The organism is Sphingomonas zeae (assembly GCF_014197135.1).
Classification (GTDB): domain Bacteria; phylum Pseudomonadota; class Alphaproteobacteria; order Sphingomonadales; family Sphingomonadaceae; genus Sphingomonas; species Sphingomonas zeae.
In genome coordinates this window covers 41,974-67,640 of record NZ_JACIFA010000015.1, presented here as the reverse complement: position 1 = coordinate 67,640, position 25,667 = coordinate 41,974, and the positions used below count along the sequence as shown (strand labels likewise).

The window sequence follows — 25,667 nt, the reverse complement described above, 5'->3', positions numbered from 1 at the left end:
CTCAGGGAATTGAGGATCGGTCACAGGCCGCCGAAACGCCGGTGTCGTCGACCGAACTCGGTCACGGCATCCGCCAGCGCCGCCTCGTCGAAATCGGGCCAGAGCGTGTCGACGAACAGCAACTCCGCATAGGCCGCCTGCCACAGCAGGAAGTTGGACAGGCGCTGCTCACCCGACGTGCGAATGACCAGGTCGAGCGGCGGCAGGCCATTGGTCTGCAACTCGCCCTCGATCGCCTCCGGAGTGATCGCCTGAGCCTCCATGTCCCCGGCCGCGACTTTGCTGGCCAGCCGCCGGGCCGCCTCGACCAGTTCGGCCTGCGCGCCGTAATTCAGCGCGATGGCGAGGATCGGGCCGGTATTGGACGAGGTTCGTTCGACCGCATCGTCGATCATTGCGACCAGATCAGCGGGGAAGCGGCGATAGTCACCGATCACGCGCAACCGGACATTGTCCGACACCAGCTCGGCCAGATCTTTGCGCAGGAAGATGCGCAGCAGCCCCATCAGGTCGCTGATCTCGGTCTCGGGCCGCCGCCAATTCTCCGAAGAGAAGGCATAGAGCGTCAGCGCCTCGATCCCCATCGCCCGCGCCGCGCGCGCTATGCGACGCACGGCATCGACCCCGGCCTTGTGACCGGCAAAGCGGGGCAACAGGCGGCGTTTGGCCCAGCGGCCATTGCCGTCCATGATGATCGCGACGTGACGCGGCACCGCACCCGTATCGGGCACGGCCACCAGCGACCCCAGAGCCGTCTGGGCCGAGGCGGCCGGAGGACTCACTTGCCCAGGATTTCCTTTTCTTTGGCCGCCGCCGCCGCATCCAGCTCGGCGATGGTGGCGTCGGTCAGCTTCTGCACCTCGGTTTCGTGGCGCTTGCGCTCATCCTCGCCGAACAGACCCTTCTTTTCGTCGGTCTTCAGGCTGTCCATGCCGTCCCGGCGCACGTTGCGCACCGCGATGCGCGCGCTCTCGGCATATTTGTTCGCCAGCTTGGCGAGCTCCTTGCGGCGCTCCTCGGTCAGGTCGGGGATCGGCAGCCGCAGCGTCTGGCCGTCATTGATCGGGTTCAGGCCCAGACCAGCCGAGCGGATCGCCTTTTCGACCGAAGACACGTTCGAGCGGTCCCACACCTGCACCGACAGCATGCGCGGCTCGGGTGCCGAGACGGTCGCCACCTGGTTGAGCGGCATGTGGCTGCCATAGACCTCGACGGTCACCGGATCGAGCAGCGCGGTCGAGGCGCGGCCGGTTCGCAGACCGTTCAGGTCGTGCTTCAGCGATTCGACCGCGCCCTGCATACGGCGCTCGAGATCGGACTTGTCATAAGCGGCCATGATTTAAGCTCCTGTGTTCTGGACGATCGTCGACACGCCCTCACCGGACAGCACGGCACCGAAATTGCCATGTTCGCGGATGTTGAAGACGACGATCGGGATATTATTGTCGCGGCACAGCGCGATGGCCGAGGCGTCCATGACCTTCAGGTCGTCGGACAGAACCTTGGAGTAGCTGACCGTTTCATACCGGGTCGCGGTCGGCACCTTCTTGGGATCGGCATCATAGACGCCGTCGACGCTGGTGCCCTTGAACAGCGCGTCGCACTTCATCTCGGCGGCCCGCAGCGCGGCACCGCTGTCGGTGGTGAAGAAGGGCGAACCGACTCCGGCGGCAAAGATCACCACGCGGCCCTTTTCCAGATGGCGTTCGGCGCGGCGGCGGATGAAGGGCTCGCAGACGCTCGACATCGGGATGGCCGACTGGACGCGGGTATCGACACCGATCTGCTCCAGCGCGTTCTGAACCGCCAGCGCGTTCATGACGGTCGCCAACATGCCCATATAATCGGCCGTCGCCCGCTCGATCCCCTTGGCCGCCGCCGACAGGCCACGGAAGATGTTGCCGCCGCCGACGACCACGCACAGCTCATAGCCCTTGGCCCGGACATCGGCGATCTCCTGCGCCACGCGTGCGGTGATCTCGGGCGAGATGGCCAATCCCCCCTCGCCCATCAGGACCTCACCCGACAATTTCAGAAGAATACGTTTGAAGCGCGGGGTGGTCATCGTTTCTCGGATCTTGGTGATGAAAGTGGCGCGGACCTTAGGCGGCGACCGGCCAGCGGGCAACCATGGAGCGGCGGGTTGCGGGGATTTTCGTGGGACGCAAGCAAGCGACCTCTCCCGTTCAATCCCACCTCGGTTCAGGCCGGGCGAAGTCAAAGCCCAAGGGACCCCGGTTTGCTCGCGAGCAACGGCCTGGCCGCAAACACAAAGAGAGCGGCCACCATGCGGCGACCGCTCCCCTTGAACCTGTCACCGTCCCAGCACGGGACGGCGCAAGACATTACGCCTTCTGCGGAACGCCCGAGGCCGCTGCCACTTCGGCCGCGAAGTCCGACGCTTCCTTCTCGATGCCCTCGCCCAGCTGGAAGCGGACATAGTCCACCAGCTTGATCTCGGCGCCGGCATCCTTGCCGGCCTTCGCCACGACGTCGCTGATCTTGGTCTTGCCGTCGATCACGAACAGCTGGCTGACCAGCGCGTGCTCCTTGCGGTACTTGGCGATCGAACCCTCGACCATCTTGGCGATGATGTCGGCGGGCTTGCCCGATTCGGCGGCCTTTTCGGTCGCGATCGCGCGCTCGCGCTCGATCTCGGCCTCGTCCAGATCTTCCTCGTTCAGCGCCTTGGGGAAGGCAGCGGCGATGTGCATCGCCAGCTGACGGCCCAGCGACTGCAGGGTCTCGTCGGCGGCTTCCGACTCCAGCGCGACCAGCACGCCGATCTTGCCCAGGCCCGGCGCCTGCTGGTTGTGGACATAGGACACGACCGCGCCCTTCGACACTTCGAGGCGCTTGGCGCGACGCAGCGACTGGTTCTCACCGATCGTCGCGACATTGTTGGTCAGCACTTCGGCGACGGTACCGCCCTGCGGCATCGCTTCGTTCTTCAGCGCCTCGATATCGTCGCCGGTCTTCAGCGCGATCGCGGTCACGTCCTTCACGAACGCCTGGAACTGATCGTTCTTGGCGACGAAGTCGGTTTCCGAGTTCACTTCGACGGCAGCACCCACGGTGCCGCTGGTGGCGACGCCGACCAGACCTTCGGCGGCGGTGCGGCTCGACTTCTTCTGCGCGGCCGCCAGGCCCTTCGTGCGCAGCCAATCCAGCGCGGCGTCCATGTCGCCAGCGGCTTCATTGAGCGCCTTCTTGCAGTCCATCATGCCCGCGCCGCTCTTTTCGCGCAGGTCCTTGACCATCGCTGCGGTGATATCGGCCATTGTCTCAATCCTCTGTCTGAAAAGGGGGATGCGGGTAGGGCCGCCCCATCGGAGGCGGCCCTTAGCACGGCTTGCATGTCAAGCCGATGTCACCGACCGGCGGGATTGCCCATCCGGCCGATGATCGCCCCGCCCGCATCCGCGGGGCCTGCTTACGCGATTACGCGTCGATCTGGCGCTCGGCCTCGACCGCCTGCTCGGCCGTGTCAGCCGGAGCAACGGTCAGCGCTTCCTCGACGGGCGGCTCGGCCATCGCGCCGAAGTCCGCACCACCACGGCGCTGCTGCTCGTTGTTGCCACGGGTCGCGGCAATGGCAACGGCTTCGCAATACAGACGGATCGCGCGGCTGGCGTCGTCATTCGCGGGAACCGGGAAGGCGATGCCGTCGGGCGAGACGTTCGAATCGAGGATTGCGACGACGGGGATGCCCAGCGTGTTGGCTTCCTTGATCGCCAGCTCTTCCTTGTTGGCGTCGATCACGAACATCACGTCCGGAATGCCGCCCATGTCACGGATGCCGCCCAGCGACAGCTCGAGCTTGTCACGCTCGCGGGTCAGGTTCAGCACTTCCTTCTTGGTCAGGCCGTGCGTGTCGCCCGAAAGCTGCTCTTCGAGCGTCTTGAGGCGCTTGATCGAGTTCGAGATCGTCTTCCAGTTGGTGAGCATGCCGCCCAGCCAGCGGTGGTTGACGAAGTGCTGGCCCGCGCGGCGAGCGGCCTCGGCGACCGGCTCCTGCGCCTGGCGCTTGGTGCCGACGAACAGGACCTTGCCACCGCCAGCGACGGTCGAGCTGATAAACTCGAGAGCGCGCGCGAAGAGCGGCACGGTCTGCGACAGGTCGAGAATGTGGACGCCGTTGCGGTCGCCAAAGATGTAGGGCTTCATCTTCGGGTTCCAGCGATGGGTCTGATGGCCGAAGTGCGCGCCGGTTTCGACCAGCTGCTGCATGGTGACGACAGGTGCCGCCATAAGATAATTCCTTCCGGTTAGTCCTCTGGGAAGCGGATGACGCGGCGGGCGAAGCCCATGCGCACCGAAATATGATGCTTCCCATGCGGTGTTGAGGCGCGCGCCCTTAGCTCAAGAAAAATCCCATGGCAAGCGCAACAGGCCGTTCACTTTTGTTCCGAACCCCGCTTGACACAGGAACAGGTGCGGAACATACAGCGATCACAACAGGGACCTCAGTTTGATCGTCGCATAACGGCAGCGCAACGTCGCGAAGTTGGCACGACTCATCCTGATGTCGCCGTCTCAACGACGGAACTGGACGGAAAAATCAATGGTTACTGTCCGGTTAATATGCCGGATCGCAACATACGGCAGGAGGCTGACATCATGATGATCGTGGTGAGTGTTCTGGTTTTCACGGGCGCGTTGGTCGCCGCCCTGACCACCATAGCAATGATGATCGCACCGCAATGGCGTCGCATCCTGCATCTCGCCACCGGCCATGTCGAACCCGCTTTCGCGCCCCTCGCCACGCTGGTCGTGGCCGAACGCCGGATTGCGGTCAGGCGCTGGGCGGCAGGCTCCCCGGCCCCTTCGCTGCTGGCCCGCCGCCGCGCTGCCGCTTGAGCCGCGCATAGGCGATCATGGTCACGGGAATGCTTACCAGATAGGCCAGGCATAGGGCGGTCAGCGCATGCCAGGGGGCCGAGATCAGCGCCACGCCGACAAGAACAATGATCGCCAGCGCCTCGAACCGCACATGGCGGCGCAAACGGAACGAGGTCCAAGACAGGGTCGCCAGGCTCGACACCATGAGCAGCGCAATGAAGGCGACCCAGGGTGCGACCAGATAGGGCGAGGAAAAGACCGGTTCGCCCGTCCAGAACCAGAGATAGAGCGGCAGCATAGCCAGCCCCGCTCCTGCCGGGGCAGGAATGCCGGTGAAGAAGCCGGCGGTCTTGCGCGGCTGGTCGGTCACGTCAAGCTGGGAGTTGAAGCGCGCCAGACGCAATGCGCAGAACACCGCCTGAAGGACCGCACATATCCAGCCGATACGCGGCAGGTTCTCGAGCGACCAGAGATAAAGGATCAGGGCCGGCGCGACGCCGAATGAGATGGCGTCGGACAGCGAATCAAGCTCGGCGCCGAACCGGCTTTCCCCGCGCAGCAGGCGCGCAATCTGGCCGTCCAAAGCGTCCAGCACGGCTGCCACCATGATCATGGTGACCGCTGCCTCCCACGATCCTGCGATCGCGAACTTTACCCCCGTCAGCCCGGAAACCAGCGCAAGCGCGGTCACCGCATTGGGAATGATAGCCCGCAAGGGAAGGCCGCGCGGTGGCTCACCATTGGCGCGGCGGCGTGCGAAACGGGGGGAAATGGCCATCCTGACGTTGCGGCTTACTGCGCAATGCCGGTCATCGGCTTGCCGCCGACCCGGCCCAGCACCGTCTCACCCGCCACCGAACGTTGGCCCAGGCAAACCTGCGGCATCACGTCATCGGGCAGATAGACGTCGACGCGGCTGCCGAATCGGATCAGGCCGACGCGCTGACCCGCCGCGACCATGTCCCCCGGCTTGACGAAACCGACGATCCGGCGAGCGACCAGACCCGCAATCTGGGTAAAGCCGATCTTGCGACCGTCACGGCCCTCGACGACGAAATGCTGGCGCTCATTCTCGTCCGACGCCTTGTCGAGATCGGCATTCAGGAACTTGCCCGAGATATAAACGACCTGGCGGATGACACCTGCGACCGGCGTGCGATTGATATGCACGTCGAACACCGACATGAAGATCGACACGCGCACCAGCGGCGCATCGCCCAGTTCACCGACCAGTTCTCGCGGGATCGGCACACGCTGGATCATGGTCACAAGGCCATCGGCAGGCGCGACGATCAGGTCGTCACCCTGCGGCGTGGTGCGCACCGGATCGCGGAAGAAGGCCGCGATCCAGATGCACAGGCCGACGAACGGCCAGAACAGCACCTTGGTGATCAGCGTGGCGAGCAGGGTCAGGCCCGCCCCGATCAGCACATATTTGCGCCCTTCGGGATGGACGGCAGGGAACCGCCACTTGACCGTGGTGGTGACGATAGGAGGCTTTTCAAGCGAAGGCATCGGTCCTGTCTACCTGTCCACCGGCCATCGCACAATCTTTTCGGTTCGCCCCGGCCCTTTCGCATATGGCGCAGGGTGGTTGATCCGCCGCGCCCCCTCCCCTAGACGCTTGCCAAAACCAGCCCAATCTAAGGATGCGCATATGGCGAAGATCAAGGTGAACACGCCCGTCGTGGAGATCGACGGCGACGAAATGACCCGGATCATCTGGGAATGGATTCGCGAACGCCTGATCAAGCCGTATCTCGACATCGAACTGGCCTATTACGACCTGTCGGTCGAGAACCGCGACGCGACCAGCGATCAGGTGACGATCGATAGCGCCCACGCCACGCAGAAGTACGGCGTGGCCATCAAGTGCGCCACGATCACCCCCGACGAGCAGCGCGTCGAGGAATTCGGGCTGAAGAAGATGTGGAAGTCGCCCAACGGCACCATCCGCAACATCCTGGGCGGCGTGGTGTTCCGCGAGCCGATCGTCATCAAGAACGTCCCCCGCCTGATCCCCGGCTGGACCCACCCGATCGTCGTCGGCCGTCATGCGTTCGGCGACCAGTATAAGGCGACCGACTTCAAGGTGCCCGGCAAGGGCAAGCTGACCATGAAGTGGGAAGGCGAAAATGGCGAGACGATCGAGGAGGAGGTGTTCAACTTCCCCAGCTCGGGCGTCGCCATGGGGATGTACAACCTCGACGAATCGATTCGCGACTTCGCGCGCGCCTCGATGAACTATGGCCTGGGTCGCGGCTGGCCGGTCTATCTGTCGACCAAGAACACCATCCTCAAGGCCTATGACGGCCGCTTCAAGGACATCTTCCAGGAAGTGTACGACACCGAGTTCGCCGACCAGTTCAAGGCGGCGGGCATCGAGTATCAGCACCGCCTGATCGACGACATGGTCGCCTCGGCGCTGAAGTGGCATGGCGAATTCGTCTGGGCCTGCAAGAATTACGACGGCGATGTGCAGTCGGACCAGGTTGCGCAGGGCTTCGGCTCGCTGGGCCTGATGACCTCGGTCCTGATGACCCCGGACGGCAAGACGATCGAGGCGGAAGCCGCGCACGGCACCGTGACGCGTCACTATCGCCAGCATCAGCAGGGCAAGGCGACCTCGACCAATCCGATCGCGTCGATCTTCGCCTGGACCGGCGGCCTGAAGTATCGCGGCAAGTTCGACAACACACCCGACGTCGTTCGTTTCGCCGAGACGCTGGAGAAGGTCTGCATCCAGACCGTCGAGAATGGCCAGATGACCAAGGACCTGGCCATCCTGATCGGCCCCGACCAGCCCTGGATGACCACCGAGCAGTTCTTCGAGGCGATCCGCGTCAACCTCGAAACCGCAATGGGCAACTGGCAGTAAGATCCGTTTCGGTCCGGTCGCCATTTGGCGGCCGATCCCGATGCGCGCAATCTGGACCCGGGAGGCATGCCTCCCGGGTCTTCTTGCGTATTGCTCGATCGGGAGACGGAGAATGGATCTGGGAAATTACGGCTGGCTGACCAGGGTTGATCCGCTGCCGCGCATGGTCGCGGAAACATTGAAGATCTTCGGAACCCAGGAAAAGCTTGGCTCCGGTGATAATCCGGTGATCCTCGAATGGGCGCAGGAAGTCGGCGGCAATGTCGCCCAGTCCTACCCGGCGGACTCTATTCCATGGTGCGGCCTGACCATGGCCGTCGTAGCGCGCCGTGCGGGCAAGACGCCACCGGTCAATCCGCTCTGGGCGCTCAACTGGCGCAATTTCGGCCAGCCCAGCGGCCAGCCCGACCTGGGCGACGTCATCGTCTTCACCCGCAACGGTGGAGGCCATGTCGGCCTGTATGTCGGCGAGGACGCAACGGATTACCATGTGCTGGGCGGCAATCAGGGAGACAAGGTGTGCATCCTTGCCTATTCCAAAGAACGGTTCCTTGAGGCCCGCAAACCGCTCTACATGAATGCGCCAGCCACCGCTGTCCCCATATTGCTCGACAGCAAGGGCAATCGGGCGGCCGACGCGTTCGCTGTCGCCTGACAATCGCGCTTATCGGGAGCGGCCTTCACGCTCCAGATAGGCAATCACGTCGGCGCGCGCGAGCGGATCGGCAAGTCCCGCATACGTCATCTTCGTCCCCGGCGCGAACCGTTGCGGCGAGGTCAGCCAGCGGCTCATCGTCGCGCGATCCCAATGGCCGCCGATCCGTTCGAGCGCGGCGGTATAGCCATAGCGCGCACTGCCGCCCGCTACCGGCTTGCCCATGATGGCGTGCAGATTGGGGCCGGCCCGGTCGAGCTCCCCCTTGCCGATCGTATGACAGGCCAGGCACTGGCCGAAGGTTCGTCCGCCCGCATCGGCGTCCGCGACCCGCATCAACGCGTCGAGCGAGGGGTTGGGGCCTGCCGCCTTCAACCGTTCCGCCCGGTCGCCATCGCCACAGGCAACCAGCGCGAGACAGGGTAGGATCATAAGGACAGCGATATTGCGCGGCTTCATCGCGCTGCCCTAACGCCGCCGCCGCGCCAGCCCCCATTGGACGAATCGCCCCATCGCCGTTTCGTGGGATTAACGACCTGACAAGCGCGCCAAAGCCGGGCTAGTCTGTCACCATGGCACTTCGGTTAGACAATCAGGGCTTTTCCGACGCCCTCGTGATCCTCGGATCGGCGGGGATCGTCATTCCGGCCTTTGCCCGTTTCCGGGTCAGCCCGGTGATCGGGTTCATCCTGGTCGGGCTGCTGGTAGGGCCTGCCGGGCTGGGGTCGCTCGTCCCCCATGCACCATGGCTTTATTATCTGACCATCTCGAACCCGGAATCGATCGAACCGTTCGCCGAGTTCGGAATCATATTATTGCTGTTTTCCATCGGCTTGGAGCTATCTTTTCGCAGATTATGGGCGATGCGGCGGCTGGTGTTCGGCACGGGCGCGGCCGAACTGATCGGATCGGCGGCGCTGATCGGCATCGCGCTCCATATGCTGGGTCAAGGCTGGGCTGGAGCGATCGGGCTGGGCCTCGCCCTGACCCTATCCTCGACTGCGTTGGTGCTACCGCTCGTTGGGACGACCAGTCCCGTCGGGCGCGGGGCTTTCGCGATGCTGTTGTTCGAGGATCTGGCGCTGGTCCCGATCATTTTCGCGCTGGGCGCCATGGCGCCGACCGCCAGCGACGAAGGCTGGGTCGGTATTGCGGGCGTCGCCTTGCGCGGTGGGCTGACGGTGCTGGCCATGTATCTGGGCGGCAAGCTGGTCCTGCCGCGCCTGTTCGCACAGGCTGCACGGACCAAGAGCCCCGAGCTTTTCCTGGCGGCCTCGCTGCTGGTCGTCATCGTCGCCAGCGTCGCGACCACCGCCGCCGGCTTGTCGCCGATCGTGGGGGCACTTCTGGCCGGCCTGCTGATCGCCGAGACCGAATATCATTCGGAGGTCGAGGTGATGACCGCGCCGTTCAAGGGCTTGGCGCTAGGTGTGTTCCTGATTACCGTGGGCATGAGCCTGGACCTGCGATTGATCGCCAGGAACTGGGACATGCTGCTGCTCGCGGTGATGGGTGTGATCGCGGTCAAGGCGATCGTCACCTATCTGCTGCTGCGCGTCGCCCATGCCCGGCGCGCGGTAGCTGCCGAAACCGGCCTGCTGATGGGAAGCCCGTCCGAGACGACGCTGATCGTACTGGGGACGGCAGCGCAAGCCCAGCTGATCCTGCCCTCAACCGCATCCTTCTGGCAGACGGTGACGGCAATCGGCCTGACCATTACCCCGCTGCTCGCCAAGGCTGGCCGCGTCATCTCTCGCCGGATCGAGGCGCGCAGCGGCGACCTGCCCCCCGCGCCGGAGGCCGATGGCGACACCGGGCGGACCGTCATCATCGGCTTTGGCCGTGTCGGCAAGATGATCGCCGACATGCTGACCGTCCATAGCCAATCCTATGTCGCGGTGGAGGCCGACATCGATTCGGTGGGCGAGGCGCGGCGCGCAGGCTATCCGGTGCTGTTCGGTGATGTAGCACGGGCCGAACTGGTCGACCGGCTGAACCTGCCCGCCGCACGCGCGCTGATCCTGACCATGGACGATCCGGTGCTGACCGTGCGGCTGGCACGCCGCATCCGCGAGGCCGCGCCCGATCTGCCGATTATCGCGCGCGCCCGCGACATGGCGCATGCGACCGAGCTGTACCGCGCGGGCGTCAGCGAGGCGGTGCCCGAGACGCTGGAGAGCTCGCTCCAATTGTCGGAGGCCGTGCTGGTCGATCTGGGCGTCGCGATGGGGCCGGTGATCGCGTCGATCCACGAAAAGCGCGACGAACTTCGCCAGGTCATCCGGCGTGAAGCGCAGTTGCAGCGCGAGCCCCGCATCCGGCGGCTGCGACGATTGGGGGAACAGGGATAAACCAATCCTCCCCAAGCTTGCTTGGGGAGGGGGACCATCGCGCCAGCGATGGTGGAGGGGCGGTGACGGACCGGCCATGCCCCTCCACCACGCCCTGCGGGCGCGGTCCCCCTCCCCATCTTACGATGGGGAGGATTTGAGGGTCAGCCCAGGCGGCCCAGCGCGGCGTGCAGGCGCGCTGACTCGGCCATCTTGTCGGCATGGTCGGCCTTCGCCTTCTCGACCGCTTCGGGCTTGGCGCGTTCGACGAAGCTTGCGTTGCTCAGCCGCCCGCCCAGCGCGTCGCGCTCCTTCTCGACCGCCGCGATCGCCTTGGTCAGGCGCTGGCGCTCGGCGTCGAGGTCGATCACGCCCTCCAGCGGCAGGACGAAGGTCGCTTCGTCCACCACAACCTGCGCCGCACCGCCCGAGACTTCGCCCTCGGCCGCGTCGACACGCGCCAGACGCGCGAGCGCCGAGGCCTGCCGGGTCAGCCGCGCCTGCGTATCTCCATGGGCATCACGCACATGCATCGGCAGGCGCGCGCCCGGCGGCACGTTGAGTTCGGTCCGAGCCGCACGGATTTCGCTGACCAGACGGATCAGCCAGTCAATCTCGCGCTCCGCCTCCGGGTCGAGCGCGCGGGCGTCGGCCATCGGCCACTGGGCCACGATCAGGTCATGATCGCGCGCACCCATGGCGTGCCACAGCTCCTCGGTGATGAACGGCATGAACGGGTGGAGCAGGACCAATATCTGGTCGAGCACCCAGCCCGCCACGGCACGGGTTTCGTCGCCGCCCTCTTCGCCGCCCTGCAGGACCGGCTTGATGAGTTCGAGATACCAGTCGCAGAACCGGCTCCAGACGAACTGGTAGATTGTGTTGGCCGCACCGTCGAAGCGGTAATCGGCCAGCGCGAGGTCGACCGTCTGCACCGTCTTCACCGTTTCGGCGATGATCCACTTGTTGACCGCCAGCGTCGCGTTGGGCGCCTCCAGCGTCGTCGATGCGCCGATGCCATTGGCCTGGGCGAAGCGCGCCGCGTTCCACAGCTTGGTCGCGAAGTTGCGATAGCCCTCGACACGGCGCTCATCCATCTTGATGTCGCGGCCCTGGCTTTCCATCGCCGCCATGAAGAAGCGCAGCGCGTCGGCGCCATATTGGTCGATCAGGCCCAGCGGATCGACCGTATTGCCCTTCGACTTCGACATTTTCGAGCCGTCGGCGGCGCGGACGAGACCATGGAGATACAGCGTCTTGAAGGGCACATCTTCCATGAAGTGCATGCCCTGCATCATCATCCGCGCATCCCAGAAGAACAGGATGTCGAAGCCGGAAATGAGCACGTCGTTCGGATAACGCCCCGCCAGCGTCTTGTCGCCATTGTCGGGCCAGCCGAGCGTCGCGAAGGGCCATAGTGCGGACGAGAACCAGGTGTCGAGCACGTCCGGGTCGCGAGTCAGGGTGACGCCTGCGCCCGCCTGCCCTTGCGCTTCTTCCTCGCTCTCGGCGACGAACACGCGGCCATCCTCCGCGAACCAGGCCGGGATCTGGTGCCCCCACCAGAGCTGACGGCTGACGCACCAGGGCTGGATATTCTCCATCCAGTTGAAGAAGGTCTTTTCCCACGCCTGCGGCACGATCTTGATCTTGCCCGAGCGCACCGCCTGAATTGCGGGCTGGGCCAGCGTCTTGGCGTCGACATACCATTGATCGGTCAGCCATGGCTCGATCACCACGCCCGAACGGTCGCCGAACGGCGTCTGGATCGTGCGCGGCTCGGCGTCGTGCTCGGCGCCGTCCTTGTCGATGTGCGGGATCAGGACGCCCTCTTCCTTCAGCCGCGCGACGACGGCCTTGCGCGCGTCGGCGGTCGAAAGGCCCAGGAACGCGTCGGGGATCAGGCCGTCCGAGGTCTGGCAGATATGCGCCTTGCCATCGAGCATGTTGAGCATGTCCCGCGCCTCGATCCCGGCGCGGCGGCCGACCTCGAAATCGTTGAAGTCGTGGCCGGGCGTGATCTTCACCGCGCCCGATCCCAGTTCGGGGTCGGCATGTTCGTCGGCGACGATCGGGATCAGGCGGCCGGTGATCGGCAGGCGGACCTGCTTGCCGATCAGCGCGGTATAGCGCGCGTCGTCCGGGTGAACCGCGACCGCCATGTCGGCGAGCATCGTCTCGGGGCGCGTCGTCGCTACCTCGATAAAGCCCGATCCATCGGCGAGCGGATAGCGGAGGCGCCAGAAGCTGCCCTTCACCTCGCGCGTCTCGACCTCCAGGTCGCTGATCGCGGTGCCCAGGCCCGCATCCCAATTGACCAGCCGCTTGTCGCGGTAGAGCAGGCCTTGGGCGTACAGGTCGACAAAGACCTTCAGCACCGCCTTGCTGAAGCCCTCGTCCATCGTAAACCGCTCATTGGCCCAATCCATCGAGCAGCCCAGACGCCGCAACTGGCCAGTGATCTGGCCGCCGCTTTCCGCCTTCCACGTCCAGACCTTTTCCAGGAACTGGTCGCGGGTGAAGTGGGTGCGCTTCTCACCGCGCGCGTTCATCTGGCGCTCGACGACCATCTGGGTCGCGATGCCCGCATGATCGGTGCCGACGACCCACAGTGCATCCTTGCCCTTCAGCCGGGCATGGCGGACGAGGATATCCTGCAACGTGTTGTCCAGCGCGTGGCCGATATGCAGGTTGCCGGTGACGTTGGGCGGCGGGTTGACGATCGTCCAAGGCTCGGCATTCGGGCGGTCGGGGCGGAACAGGCCCTTTTCCTCCCAATGGCCATACCAGCGGGCTTCGATTGCGGCGGGGTCGAACGTCTTGGGCAGCTCAGTCATGCCGCTGCCTTAATCAGCCGTGCAGCGTTGCGCCAGATGCTATCAGGTGCGGGCGCCTGGCCGATCGAGCACCGCGCGAATCCGCTCGTTCAGGTCGGCGCGGCGATAGGGTTTGCGGATCAGCTCATAGGAGCGCGCGCCCTCGTCGATGGCCTCGTCGGCAAAACCGGTGGTCAGCAGCACCGACAGACGCGGATAATCGCGTCGCACCGCCTGTGCCAGCGCGACGCCGTTCATGCCGCCGGGCATCAGGATGTCAGTGAACAGTAGCTGGAAATCGCTGTCCTGCGCTAGCTGGTCCAGCGCCTCGCGCGCGCTGCGGGTCAGGACGACGTCATAGCCCAGATCCTCGAGCATCGACTTGCCGAGATCGCCGACGTCCTGCTGATCCTCGACCATCAGCACACGCTCTGCCCCACCGCTGCGGGCGGGCTGGACGGGGGCAGCGCGGCGTTCGGTGACACCGGCGGCGCGCGGGAAATAAAGGGCGATCGCGACGCCTTCGGCGTTCGGCTCGATCGTCGCCAGCCCGCCCGACTGGCGCATGAAACCATAGACCATGGCGAGGCCCAACCCGGCCCCCTTCCCCATTTCCTTGGTCGTGAAAAAGGGGTCGAAAATCTTGTCGGCGATCTGCGGGTCGATGCCCGGCCCGTCATCGGCGACGCGCACCACGACATATTCGCCGGGCTCCAGATTGGCCGGGCCATCAGCACTATCGGCGGACTGGATCATGTTACGGGTCGAGATCGTGATCTCGCCCTGCCCCGATTTGCGGCCGATCGCCTCGCGCGCATTGGCGACGATGTTGAGCAGCGCCATCTCGGCCTGGACAGGGTCGATCCGGCAGTTCCAGAGATTTTCCTCCAGCCGCTGGCGCATCACCACGCCTTCGCCCGCCGTGCGCTTCAAGATCGGGCGGAAATCCTCGATCAGCTGGTTGAAGTTGAGGAGCCGGTCGCGCAATTCCTGTTTGCGGGCGAAGGCGAGCAGCTGCTGGGTGAGCGTCGCCCCGCGCGACGCAGCGGCGGCGATCGCCTCGACCGCGCGCCGCCCGCTGCGGTCGCCCTGATCGACCCGCGCCTCGAGAATGTCCGAATAGCCGATAATGACCTGTAGCAGATTGTTGAAGTCGTGCGCGATGCCGCCGGTCAGCTTGCCGACCGCCTCCATCTTCTGCGCCTCGTGCAGTGCATCCTCGGCCTCGCGGCGGCGCGAGATGTCGAGCTGGCTGCTGAAGAAATAGACCAGCTCGCCCGCATCGTCATAGACGGGCGACACGAACAGCGCATTCCAGAACGTCGAGCCGTTCTTCCGATAATTCAACAGTTCCACGGCGATCTCGTCGCGCCGCTCGATCGCCGCGCGAACCTGCGCCACCACGTCGCGATCGGTTTCGGGGCCTTGCAGAAACCGGCAGTTGGTACCCAGGATCTCCTGTTCGGAATAGCCGGTCATGAAGCTGAAGGCTTCGTTGCAGAAGACGATGGGATTGTCCGGCTGCCGGGGATCGGTGACGATCATCGGCATCCGCGTCGTCTTCACGGCGGCGAAGAAGATATCCGATTGGCCGGAATGCGGTTGCTTCGCATCGGCGATCGGCGGGGACGACACGTGCGAGCGCGTCGATTTCGGCTTATCGAACGTCTCGGGGGTCTCGGGCGTCGGATCCATGCCCCTCGAACCCGGTCGGGTCCCGCCGGTTCCACCTGAATTTTTGATCCAGGTGGAACCGGACGATGGGATCAGCGCCCTTCGCGGGTGATCCGGGCGATTTCGCGGGCGACCATCGCCTCGACCATTTCGGGCAGATGCGTGTCCAGCCACTCGCGCAGCATCGGGCGCAGCATCTCGCGAACCAGCCCCTCCAGGGTGCCGTCGCTGCTGGGTTCTGGCTTGACCATCATGCGGCTGAGCGCCTCCAGGGAACCACGGCTGGCCTGGGCGGCCTGCGGGGATACGATCGCCTCTTCCACCTCGTCCAGATCGGCGGACGCCGGAGACGCGACGGATGCGGGCGCGGCGACCTGCGCCACCGGCTCGGGCGCGACGGTCGGAGCGGGCGCGGGCGCGGGCTCCGGTGCGATGGCGCGCATCGCCGATTCGGCCGCACGCGCGGCGGCGGCCTCCACCTTCATGCGCAGCGGCATCGGATCGCTGAGTTCCAGGATCTCGGGCGAATCGTCATCCGCGGCGGGGGTTGGCGCGGGGCGCGCCTGGCGCCGCTGGCGCGCGGGCACCTCGCCCTCTTCGGCAATGATCCGTTTGATCGACGACAGAATTTCCTCCATCGACGGCTCGGCGCTGATCTCACCCATGACCGCAAACCCCATTGAAGCCCCCCCAAGGCCCTTTGCCGACCTTATTGTCGGCTCGGAGCCGATGTACCTGTCGTCAATGCGGGGCTCCTGTCAACAGGGGCGTTGACATCGGCGTCAAGCGGACGGGTGATCGCCGCCGTCTGCGCCGGGGTTCCGGCAGTGGTGGTCGCAACCGGCACAGGCTCGCCATCGCCGTCCCAATCGTTGATCTTGTTGCGGACGCGCTTGTAGTTGGCGACCGGATCGTAGAGCGAGCCGCCGTCCAGCCCCAGGTCGCGCGCCTCGGCATTGCCCATCGCGGCGATCAGCGCGAAGCCCGCGACATAGGCGTCGCGTCGCGCCGTCACCAGCGTCACCTGGCTGTTCAACAATTCCTGCTCGGCGTTCAGGATGTCGAGCACCGTGCGGGTCCCGACGCTGTTCTCGGCCCGCACGCCCTCCAGCGACAGCGAATTGGCGCGTACCGCCGATTCGGCCGAAGCGATCACCTCTTGGGAGGATTGCCACACGGCATAGGCGGAACGGACCTGCGCGACGATCTGGCGCTCGGTCGCGGTGGTGTTCTCGAGCGCCTGCCCGCGCAGCGCCTCAGCCTGACGGACCTGCGCCGCCGGGCGGCCGCCCTGGAACAGCGGCATCGAAAGTTGCACGCCTACCGTTGCGTTGACCCCGGAAGCCGGAACGTTGGGGACGTTCAGCGAACCCAGATAGTTGAAATAATTGCCGCTCGACACCGCCGCCACCCGGGGTAGCCGGTTGGCGCGCGCGACATTGATGTCGTAGCGGGTCGCATCCGCCGCGCGGCGCGCCGCGATCAGCTGCGGGTTCTGGTCGAGCGCAACCGCGACCGCTGCATTGGGCGAGCCTGGCAGAGCGGGCAGCGCGGGCGGCTGCTCCAGGCCCACCGGGGCAACGCCGACGATATTGACGTAGTTTTCGCGGCTGGAGATCAGGTTCGCCTGCGCCGATTGGAGCTGCGCGCGCGCCTGCGCGAGCCGCGCCTCGGACTGGGCCACGTCGGTACGGGTCAGGTCGCCCACCTGGAACCGATCGCGCGAGGCGCGCAGGTTCGTTTCCAGCACGTTGACGTTGCGGGTGTTGAGATTAACGATCGCCTCGTCACGAATGACGTTCATGTATGCAGCGACGACATTGGTGAAGAGATTGGCCTCCACCCCGCGAAGCTGCGCCCGCCCTGCATCGACCCGCGTTTCGGCGGCGCGCACAGCGTTCTTGACCGCGCCGCCCTGATACAGCGGAACCGACAATTGCAGCGAGCCCGTACCGACCCGTTCCGGGTTCAGGAAGTTGTTGTTGGCGACGACGATATTGTCGATGATCTGACCGGTCGACTGGAGCGACGGCAGGCCGCTCGACCGCGCAATGGGCACATTCTCGTCAGTTGCGCGCTGGGCGGCGCGCTGCCCGGTGATCGTCGGGTTGCTCTGATACGCCCGCACCATCGCCTCGCGCAACGTCTCCGCCGAGGCCGAACCCGCCAGCAGCAAGGCCGAGCCGATCAGAACGCCGGAGGTCAGGGAGGAAGTCAGGTGCAGGCGCATAGTCCCTCAGAATTGGAAGGCGCGAGGACGGGCAAAGCCCGGCAGGATGGTGCATTCGGCATCGGCAAAGGCGCGGACGCCGTGGCCGCCCTCGGTCCGGCGACCGCTGGCCAGACGGGTGACGCCGTTCTCGACCAGGCCGGTAACGATCCGGCCGCCGATCTTGACCTGCTCGACCAGTGCGGTCGGCAGTTCCTCGACCGCGCCGTCGATCACCAGCACGTCATAGGGAGCCGCGGCGGCGTGCCCTGCGTTCAGCGCGCCCTGCACGACCTCGACCTTGGTCTCCCCCGCCAGCGCGGTGCGCGCGGCGGCGACCAGATCGGCATTTTCCTCGACCGCGATCACCTGGGTCACGATCCCAGCGAGCAGTGCGGCGGTGTAGCCGGTGGCTGCGCCGATCAGCAGGACACGGTCGCCCGCCTCCAGATACGCTTCGGTCAGCAGACGGCCCGTCGCCATCGGCAGGTTGACCGCACGCCCCTGGCCCAGGTCCAGCGTGCCGTCGCGATACGCGACCGGCCGCAGCGCCTCGGGCACGAAAGCCTCACGCGGGACGCGCGCCATCGCGGCCACCACGCGCTGGTCGCTGACCGCCGTGGTGCGCAGCTGGCTGGCCACCATTGCATGGCGCATTGCGGCGAAATTCGAGGAATCGTTGCTGGTCGTCATCATGGCCCATCCCTGTCGCACAGCCGTTTTAGTTGTGCAATACACTAAATTGGTTCCCGCCGCTTCTATCGCGTGGGGCGATTTCCGCCAAGCGTGGTTGCGTGTTGATGTGTGGCGAGCATTCGACTGTTAATCGGGCAGCGAGCCTATCAGCGTGACGACGGATAACCTCCCCATGGGAGTGAATGACCCGCCTTTCGCTCGCGGTCGGTCGGCGGCGCGGACACGCCACCATAGCCCTGGGGACGGCAGCCCAGCGCTTGATATAGGTCTGGGCTATCCGTCCTTCGTGGATGGGCTGAAAGCATATCGTTCTGAATAGCCATGCAACGAGCGTCGTTCGCTCTGCTGGCCCACGAAGCGTGATTGAGCATACTTGATGCAATCCATGCGACTGATGCAGCGGCAAGAATGGTGGCGATGAGCATGACCCGAGTGAAATTGCTTGGCCGATCTGTCATGGCCGCATGACCGCAAAAGATTACCCCGGCGATGAGGAAGCCTACAATCTGCAAGGCCTCAGGATCGGCATAGCGGATAAGCGGCGCCGATAGTGCATACGCCACAAGTAGCCCTGTGCCGTACCCCCACCATCTACGCTGGAACCCCTCCTCGCGCTCTCTACGATCATCGCCTAAATCACTCATCCTCGCATCGTGATACATGCAGGTCGGACGAAGCAACCCCGCCTGCCGTATAGAGAGAAGAAAACATGAACAGTGCGTACTTTTCAAATCGACTGCGCACTCCCCTGTTGACAGCGCAACGAAAACCGAAGAAACGCCCGCCTCCCACGCATCGAGGCGCGATGGCGGAGTGGTGACGCAGAGGACTGCAAATCCTTGCACCCGGGTTCGATTCCCGGTCGCGCCTCCAGATTTTCCTGACATTTCGGACGACTGGACCGGCCCTGCGGGGCGGGCAGCGCATTGATTCGGCTGTCGCTTGGCAAATCAACGCTCGCCCGGAAAAGCGGTGGACCCTGGGCCGCCTCCATGCCTAAGTCGCGGTCTTCACACGCGCGAAGGGGAATGGAATGCGGTTTCTGGCGATGACGGCGGCGTTGGCGCTGGCCTCCACGGCGATGCAGCCGGTCGCGGCGCAGACCGCCTCCGCGCCTCAGGTCAGCCAAGCGCCGGTCGAATATGACATCGCCTTCCCTCGTGCCCAGCATCACGAGGCACAGGTCAGCGTCACCTATCGCGGGCTCGATCCGAAACCCGTCCGCTTCCAGATGGCCCGCTCCTCGCCCGGCCGCTATGCGCTGCACGAGTTCGCCAAGAACGTCTATTCGGTGTCCGCCGTCGATGGCGCGGGCAAGCCGCTGACCGTCGAGCGCACCGATCCATACGGCTGGACCGTGGGCGGCCATGACGGCATAGTGACGGTGCGCTACACGCTGTTCGGCGACCGGGGCGATGGCACCTATGCGCAGATCGACCCCACCCATGCCCGGCTGAACATTCCCGCGACCTTCCTGTGGGCGGTGGGGCAGGACGCACGACCGATCCGCGTCCGCTTTCACCCGCAAGCCGGGTGGAAGATCGCCACGCAGCTCGCGCCGAGCAACGACCCGACCGTCTTCACAGCGCGCGATCTGCAATATTTCATGGACAGCCCGGTCGAACTGTCTGCCTGGGACGAGCGGCACTGGACGGTCGCAAGCGGAGCAAAGACCTACACCATCCGCCTGACCGTCCATCATGACGGCAGCGCCGCCGATCTCGACCGCTTCGCCGCCATGGCGCAGAAGGTCACGGCGCAGCAGATCGCCATTTTCGGCGAGCCGCCCGCCTATGACCATGGCACCTACACCTTCCTCGCCGATTACATGCCGCAGATCAGCGGCGACGGCATGGAGCACCGCAACTCCACGGTCATCAGCCAGGCGCGTTCACTGGCGGCGGGCAAATTTTCGCAGATCCAGACGCTGAGCCACGAATTCTTCCACAGCTGGAATGTCGAGCGCATCCGTCCGGCGGAGCTGGAGCCGTTCGACTTTACCCGCGCCAACGCCACGCCCTCGCTCTGGCTGGCCGAGGGGTTCACCCAATATTACGGCCCGCTGGCGGTGGTCCGCGCGGGCGAAATGCCGGTCGATGATTATGTCGCCCAATTGTCGGGCACGTTGAACGCGCTCCTCAATTCCCCGGCGCGCCGCTATGGGGGTCCGCAGGAAATGAGCCTGCGCGCGCCGTTCGTCGACGCGGCGCAGTCGATCGATCCGACCAACCCCAACATCTTCTTCTCCTATTACCCCTACGGCGCGGTCATCGCGCTGGCGCTGGACCTGGAGTTGCGACAGCGTTTTCCGCAGCTGACGCTCGACCATTATATGCGCCAGCTCTGGCGCAGCTTTGGCAAGCCGGAGCGCAGCTATCGCCCCGACGACCTGCGTATCGCTCTGGCGCAGCTGACCGGGGATCAGACGTTCGCCGACCGCTTCTTCGCGCGCAGCGTGACCGCGAGCGGCTTGCCGGATTTCGCGCCGCTGCTCGCCCAGGCGGGGCTGACACTGCGCAAGGCACATCCCAACGCGGCCTGGGCCGGCGGCACGCCCGGCCCGCTCGACGGCGGCATGGGGCTCACCGTTCCGACCGCGCCAGGCACGCCGCTCTATGAAGCCGGGCTCGACAAGGGCGACCGCATCGTCAGCGTCGATGGCCGTCCGCTCGCCACCCAGGAGGAGTGGACCGCGCTGCTGTCGCGTCATGCGCCCGGCGATCGCCTGCCCATCGTCTATCGCCAGCGGGGCAGCGAACGGAACGCGATCCTGACCCTGGCCGCCGACCCGATGATCGAGGTCGTGCCCAACGAGAAGATCGGTCAGCCGCTGACGCCGGAACAGACCCGCTTCCGCCGGGCGTGGCTCGGCCCCCTTCCCGTCCCGGCGGCACTGCCGCCCGCTGCGTCCTCGCACTGAATTGCGATCCTGTCGGGAACGGAGCGCGTCCTAGGCGGGTTTATCCATGTCAATTTTCTGAGACGAGCCGGGCGTCTCGCCACTTGCCGAGGGGCAGACGCCATGCGAATGCGCGTCATGGAGCCAGATTGCGTGTACGATATTCAAGTTCCTAGTCATCTGGCCGTCTACCTGGATCGGTCCCCCATCGCGTTGGCTCTGGCGGACGCCCGGAACGACAATCCGCTGATCTTCATCAATCACGGTTTCCGTGAACTGACCGGCTATACCAGCGAGGACATGATCGGGCGGAATTGCCGGATGCTCCAGCGCGACGCGGACAATAGCGATGCGCGCGACCGCATCCGTGAATTCCTGGCCAATGATCGCCAGCTGAACGTCCGCACCATGCTCATCAATTTCCGCAAGGACGGCTCCCCCTTCGTCAACCTGCTCTACATGTCCAAGCTGCGCCAGCTTGGCGGGGAAATGCCCTATATTTTCGCTTCGCAATTCGACGTCAGCCGGTCTCAGCCCGAACGACTCTCCGCTTATGACGCGGAGCTGGGGCATACGCTCGGTCGGCTGACCCCGATCCTGGCGGAAAGCGGCATGGTGCTGGAGGGGTCGCTGACCGCGATCGCCAACACCGCCGCGACCATCGCCCAGGCCAAGCTCACCCTGTCCGATCTCGACCGGACCGCCTTTCCGTGAGTTCCGAGACCGAGGCGCCACAGCCCGCCGCCCGTCAGGACAGCGGCATCGGACCAGTGCCCGTTGTCGGCATCGGCGCGTCGGCGGGCGGTCTGGAAGCGCTTCGCGAAATGCTGACGCCTGCGCGCGCACCGACGGGCATGGCGTTCGTCGTCGTCCAACATCTTGACCCCAATCATGAATCGATGCTCGCGCAGCTGCTCGACCGACACACCAATCTGGAAGTGCGTCAGTGCGAGGGGGCGGAGCGGATCGAGGCGGACCGCGTCTATATCATCCCGCCCGGCCGTGGCCTGGCCATTCGCGACGGCGTGCTGGAACTGACCGACTTCGTCCAGCCGCGCGGGCTTCGCCGCCCGATCGACGATTTCTTCCTGTCGCTCGCCAGCGATCAGCAGGCGAATGCCGCCTGCGTCATCCTATCCGGCACCGGCGCGGACGGAACCACGGGCCTGCGCGCAGTCAAGGAGAATGGCGGCGTCAGCGTCGTCCAGAAACCCGAGACCGCACGTTATGACGGGATGCCCTTGTCAGCGGTCGGCACGGGGCTAGTCGATTTCGTCAAGCATCCCAGCGAAATCGTCGATTGCCTTCAAGCCTTTTTCACGCGCCGCTCGGGCGATCCGAAGGAACAGGAGGCCGAAGTCGTCGCCGACCATGTCGACGATCTGTGCCGGGTCCTGCGCAACGCGGTCGGCCACGATTTTTCCGGATACAAGCGGACCACATTGGTCCGCCGGGTTGAACGGCGGATGCACGTATTGGGCATCGACAAGGGCTCGGCCTATCTCGCGCGGGTCAAGAGCGACTCCGACGAGTGCGAGGCGCATTTCCGCGACCTGCTCATCAACGTCACGCGCTTCTTCCGCGATGCCGAGCTGTTCGAGACGCTGCGTACCAAGGCGGTCGAGCCGCTGATCCGCGCGCGCGACCCGGATGAGGATATCCGCGTCTGGATCCCGGGCTGCTCCAGCGGCGAGGAGGCGTACAGTATCGCCATGATGTTCGCCGAGGCGGCGCGCCAAAGCGGACAGCCGCTGGCGGTGCAGATTTTCGCGACCGACATTGACGAGCAGATGCTTCAGATCGCGCGCGCGGGCAGCTATCCCGCCTCCGCGATGGCCGATATTCCGGCACCGCTTCGCGAACGCTATACCATGCCGCACGCCGAGCGTTTCACGGTCGCCTCGCCGATCCGCGACATGATCCGGTTTTCCAACCACAGTCTGGTCAAGGACCCGCCGTTTTCGCGGATCGACCTGGTATCGTGCCGCAACCTGCTGATCTATTTCGACGATCGGTTGCAGCAGTCCGTCCTGCCGCTGCTCCATTATGCGCTGCGGCCCGGCGGCTATCTGTTCCTGGGGCCGTCCGAAAGCGTGGGGCGGTTCGACCATCTCTTTCCCGCAATCGACGGCCATGCCCGGCTGTTCGAGCGGTCGCCGGGCTCCCCCTCCTACCCCATCGACCTGCCCGGCGGCGCGAGCCGCAGCCCACGTCGGCGGGGCGAACGGGGCGAGCGTGACGGGCCTGCTCCCAGCGGTGACGAGAGTATGGCGATGCGCCGCATCGTCGACCGCTATTCCCCGCCGAGCATGGTGGTGGATCAGGATGGCGGCATCCTGGCCGCGTTCGGCAAGCTCAGCCGCTATTTCAACTTCCCCGTGACCCGCGCGGGCGGATCGAGCGCGATCACTTTGGCTCGGCCCGGCCTGCGCGAAGTGATCGGCCCGATGCTCCGTCAGGCCCGCGACGCGCGCAAGCGGATTGCGGCGCGCGACGTGGCGGTGACGACGGAGTTCGGCGTGCAGAAGGTTGAGGTGATCTGCGATCCCCTGACCGACGGATCGCTGCTGTTCCTGTTCCGCGACTCCGCGCCGTTCAGCCCGGTCGAGGCGAGCGACCTCGCCGATCTGGAGCCGGGCGACGACCATATCGAGGCGCTGGAGGACGAGCTGCGCCTGACCCGCCACCGGCTGCGCTCGACCGTCGAGGAGCTGGAGACGGCGAATGAGGAGCTGAAAAGCTCCAACGAAGAAATGATGTCGATGAACGAGGAGCTTCAATCGACCAACGAGGAACTGTCGACCGTCAATGACGAGCTGAAGACCAAGGTCGACCAGCTGACGGTCGCGAATGCCGATCTGCGCAATTTCTTTGAATCGACCGATCTCGCGGTGGTGGTGCTCGACCGCAACCTGCGCATCCGCAGCTATACCGAGGCGGCGCGTTCGATCTTCCCGCTGCAACCCGGCGACCGGGGTCGGCTGCTCGCCGATGTCTCGACCCGGCTGGCGACGACCGATTACCTTGACGGCGCGGCGCAGGTTGCGGGCGGCGGCGCGGCGATGCAGCAGCGGGTGACGACGCGCGATGGCAGGCGGACCCTGTCGCTGCGCATCCTGCCCTACCGCACCCAGGGCGACGAAATCGACGGCGCAACGCTGGTCCTGACCGATATCACCGACGCGCTGAGCTTGGAGCACGAGCTTGCAGCCGAGCGCGAACGGCTGGACCTGGCGATCAAGGCGGGCGGCATCGGCGTGTGGGAATATCGCGGCGGCACCGGCGAGATTTTCCTGGATGAGACCGGCCGCGACCTGTTCGGATTCGGTTCGCAGGATTCGGCCGATCAGGCGCATCAGGTCTTTGACCGGATCGTGCCGGAGGACCGGCCGGGCGTGGAATTGGCGCTGGCCGAGGCGATGGCGGGACGCGGCGATTTCGAGATGACCTTCCGCCTCGACCTGGAGGGCAAGGCGCGGTGGATCAAGGGCTTCGGCCGGATCGTCTCCGCCGCAGCGCCGCATCGGATGGTCGGTGTGTCGATCGACGTGACCGCCGAATATGCGATCGCGGAGACGCGCGAGTTGATGCTGCGCGAGATGAACCACCGGGTAAAGAACCTGTTCGCGATCATCTCCGGCATCGTCTCGGCGGCGGCGCGGTCGCACCGCGACGTCATCGAAATGGCGGACGATGTGCGCGAGCGCATCGCGACGCTGGGTCGTGCCCATTCGCTCGCCGCCCCGTCGGGCGAGCAGCAGGCGATCGACGTGGCGGCGCTGGTCGAGGCGACCATCGCCCCCTATCGTGGCCAGTCGACCATCACCATTGATGGTCCGCCGTTGCTGGTCGATCGCCGTTGCCTGTCGCCGCTGGCGCTGATCCTGCATGAATGGGCGACCAATTCGGTCAAATATGGCGCGCTGGCCCAGCCGGCGGGCGAACTGGCGGTGTGCTGGACGCTGGCCGACGGCACATTGCGGCTCGACTGGACCGAGACGGGCGGCCAGATGCCGGATCAGGACGCGGCAAAGGGCTTCGGTACGCTGCTCGTCCAGACATCGACACGCCAATTGGGGGCGCAGTTGGACCGTAAAGCCGTCGACGGACGTTTTCTGCTCAGCCTTACCTTGCCGGAGAGCATTTTGTCGCATGACTAAGACGATTTTGCTGGTCGAGGATGAGTTCTTCGTCGCGCTGGATCTCCAGTCCATCATCGAGGATGGCGGCTATCAGGTGGACGGCCCCTATGTCAGCGTCGGGGAGGTGCTGGCGCATCTGGACGGCGACAAACCCGAACTGGCCTGCGCGATCCTAGACGTCCGCCTGCGCGATGGCGAAGTCTTCCCGGCGGCCGAGCGACTGCACGAGGCGGGCGTGCCGTTGATCTTCCATTCGGGCCATGCCGACGAACATGCGCTGCAGTCGCGCTATCCAGGTGCGGCGGTGTGCGGCAAGCCGTGTTCGCCATCATTGCTCCGTCGCACCCTGTCGATGGCGGTTTCTGGGCTGGCCGAAGGGGACCGGGCGGCGGGGTGAATTGGGCGTTGGTCTCGGTGAGACACCCTACCCTCCGCCAACCCCTCCCGCTTGCGGGAGGGGAGTGATTAAGGGGAGACCTCCGCCAACAACCTCTCCCCTCCCGCAGGCGGGAGGGGCTGGGGGAGG

At 65.3% G+C, this 25,667-nt stretch carries 21 protein-coding genes and 1 tRNA gene; 8 read left to right on the top strand and 14 right to left on the bottom strand.

Translation table 11 applies throughout. The annotated features are described in order from the left end of the window. Positions 1-20: 20 nt before the first annotated feature. The 8 genes from GGR45_RS16820 to GGR45_RS16785 all read right to left on the bottom strand — a co-directional run bounded on the left by GGR45_RS16820 (position 21) and on the right by GGR45_RS16785 (position 6,357). Positions 21-737 (bottom strand): isoprenyl transferase, encoded by a 717-nt coding sequence (locus GGR45_RS16820; protein WP_175310579.1) that lies wholly within the window; start codon positions 735-737, stop codon positions 21-23. A gap of 41 nt (positions 738-778) precedes the next feature. Then, positions 779-1,336 carry a ribosome recycling factor gene (frr, locus tag GGR45_RS16815; protein WP_175310560.1) on the bottom strand — a complete coding sequence of 186 codons (558 nt, stop codon included), beginning with the start codon at positions 1,334-1,336 and terminating at the stop codon, positions 779-781. Positions 1,337-1,339: 3 nt separating this feature from the next. Further along, on the bottom strand, positions 1,340-2,065 hold the full coding sequence (gene pyrH, locus GGR45_RS16810) for a UMP kinase (protein WP_175310559.1): 726 nt from the start codon (positions 2,063-2,065) through the stop codon (positions 1,340-1,342). A 280-nt stretch (positions 2,066-2,345) separates the two neighbouring features. Continuing rightward, positions 2,346-3,281 (bottom strand): translation elongation factor Ts, encoded by a 936-nt coding sequence (gene tsf, locus GGR45_RS16805; RefSeq protein WP_175310558.1) that lies wholly within the window; start codon positions 3,279-3,281, stop codon positions 2,346-2,348. Between the two features lie 160 nt (positions 3,282-3,441). Beyond that, a complete protein-coding gene (gene rpsB, locus GGR45_RS16800) occupies positions 3,442-4,251 on the bottom strand; it encodes a 30S ribosomal protein S2 (RefSeq protein WP_175310557.1) in 810 nt (269 codons plus the stop codon). A 285-nt stretch (positions 4,252-4,536) separates the two neighbouring features. Then, a complete protein-coding gene (locus tag GGR45_RS19545; RefSeq protein WP_221235836.1) occupies positions 4,537-4,737 on the bottom strand; it encodes a hypothetical protein in 201 nt (66 codons plus the stop codon). 58 nt (positions 4,738-4,795) lie between these two features. After that, positions 4,796-5,620 (bottom strand): CDP-diacylglycerol--serine O-phosphatidyltransferase, encoded by an 825-nt coding sequence (pssA, locus tag GGR45_RS16790; RefSeq protein ID WP_175310555.1) that lies wholly within the window; start codon positions 5,618-5,620, stop codon positions 4,796-4,798. Positions 5,621-5,634: 14 nt separating this feature from the next. Next, positions 5,635-6,357 (bottom strand): phosphatidylserine decarboxylase, encoded by a 723-nt coding sequence (locus tag GGR45_RS16785; RefSeq protein ID WP_175310554.1) that lies wholly within the window; start codon positions 6,355-6,357, stop codon positions 5,635-5,637. A gap of 142 nt (positions 6,358-6,499) precedes the next feature. On the opposite strand from GGR45_RS16785, the gene GGR45_RS16780 reads away from it, so the two are divergent. Continuing rightward, positions 6,500-7,720, top strand: a complete 1,221-nt coding sequence (locus GGR45_RS16780; protein WP_175310553.1) for an NADP-dependent isocitrate dehydrogenase — start codon at positions 6,500-6,502, stop codon at positions 7,718-7,720. A 112-nt stretch (positions 7,721-7,832) separates the two neighbouring features. Further along, entirely contained in the window at positions 7,833-8,375 is a 543-nt protein-coding gene (locus GGR45_RS16775; protein WP_175310552.1) for a TIGR02594 family protein, read from the top strand. A 9-nt stretch (positions 8,376-8,384) separates the two neighbouring features. On the opposite strand, the gene GGR45_RS16770 is transcribed toward GGR45_RS16775, so the two are convergent. Then, on the bottom strand, positions 8,385-8,834 hold the full coding sequence (locus tag GGR45_RS16770; protein WP_217497863.1) for a c-type cytochrome: 450 nt from the start codon (positions 8,832-8,834) through the stop codon (positions 8,385-8,387). Positions 8,835-8,947: 113 nt separating this feature from the next. On the opposite strand from GGR45_RS16770, the gene GGR45_RS16765 reads away from it, so the two are divergent. Beyond that, positions 8,948-10,726, top strand: coding sequence for a cation:proton antiporter domain-containing protein (locus GGR45_RS16765; RefSeq protein ID WP_175310551.1), 1,779 nt, complete (start codon positions 8,948-8,950; stop codon positions 10,724-10,726). A gap of 143 nt (positions 10,727-10,869) precedes the next feature. On the opposite strand, the gene GGR45_RS16760 is transcribed toward GGR45_RS16765, so the two are convergent. The 5 genes from GGR45_RS16760 to GGR45_RS16740 form a co-directional block, all read right to left on the bottom strand. Continuing rightward, the gene (locus tag GGR45_RS16760; protein ID WP_175310550.1) at positions 10,870-13,542 is read right to left on the bottom strand and encodes a valine--tRNA ligase; all 2,673 of its coding nucleotides are present in this window, start codon (positions 13,540-13,542) and stop codon (positions 10,870-10,872) included. 42 nt (positions 13,543-13,584) lie between these two features. Further along, the gene (locus GGR45_RS16755; RefSeq protein ID WP_217497862.1) at positions 13,585-15,216 is read right to left on the bottom strand and encodes a histidine kinase famiy protein; all 1,632 of its coding nucleotides are present in this window, start codon (positions 15,214-15,216) and stop codon (positions 13,585-13,587) included. Positions 15,217-15,287: 71 nt separating this feature from the next. Beyond that, positions 15,288-15,860, bottom strand: coding sequence for a DUF2497 domain-containing protein (locus GGR45_RS16750; protein WP_175310549.1), 573 nt, complete (start codon positions 15,858-15,860; stop codon positions 15,288-15,290). A 44-nt stretch (positions 15,861-15,904) separates the two neighbouring features. Beyond that, on the bottom strand, positions 15,905-17,425 hold the full coding sequence (locus tag GGR45_RS16745; protein ID WP_175310548.1) for a TolC family outer membrane protein: 1,521 nt from the start codon (positions 17,423-17,425) through the stop codon (positions 15,905-15,907). Between the two features lie 6 nt (positions 17,426-17,431). Next, a complete protein-coding gene (locus GGR45_RS16740; protein ID WP_175310547.1) occupies positions 17,432-18,100 on the bottom strand; it encodes a protein-L-isoaspartate O-methyltransferase family protein in 669 nt (222 codons plus the stop codon). A 799-nt stretch (positions 18,101-18,899) separates the two neighbouring features. Here GGR45_RS16740 and GGR45_RS16735 point away from each other — a divergent pair. The 5 genes from GGR45_RS16735 (at position 18,900) to GGR45_RS16715 (ending at position 25,538) form a co-directional block, all read left to right on the top strand. Then, positions 18,900-18,973: transfer RNA gene (locus GGR45_RS16735), tRNA-Cys, on the top strand. A 160-nt stretch (positions 18,974-19,133) separates the two neighbouring features. Beyond that, positions 19,134-21,020, top strand: a complete 1,887-nt coding sequence (locus GGR45_RS16730) for a M61 family metallopeptidase (protein ID WP_175310546.1) — start codon at positions 19,134-19,136, stop codon at positions 21,018-21,020. Positions 21,021-21,152: 132 nt separating this feature from the next. Further along, the gene (locus tag GGR45_RS16725) at positions 21,153-21,713 is read left to right on the top strand and encodes a PAS domain-containing protein (RefSeq protein ID WP_343051213.1); all 561 of its coding nucleotides are present in this window, start codon (positions 21,153-21,155) and stop codon (positions 21,711-21,713) included. Continuing rightward, complete coding sequence (locus GGR45_RS16720) at positions 21,710-25,159, top strand: CheR family methyltransferase (RefSeq protein ID WP_343051212.1); 3,450 nt, start codon at positions 21,710-21,712, stop codon at positions 25,157-25,159. Before GGR45_RS16725 ends, GGR45_RS16720 begins: the two co-directional genes overlap by 4 nt. Next, positions 25,152-25,538: a response regulator gene (locus GGR45_RS16715; protein ID WP_175310545.1), complete on the top strand. Its 387-nt coding sequence runs from the start codon at positions 25,152-25,154 to the stop codon at positions 25,536-25,538. The genes GGR45_RS16720 and GGR45_RS16715 overlap by 8 nt, the downstream gene beginning before the upstream one ends. Positions 25,539-25,667: the final 129 nt, after the last annotated feature.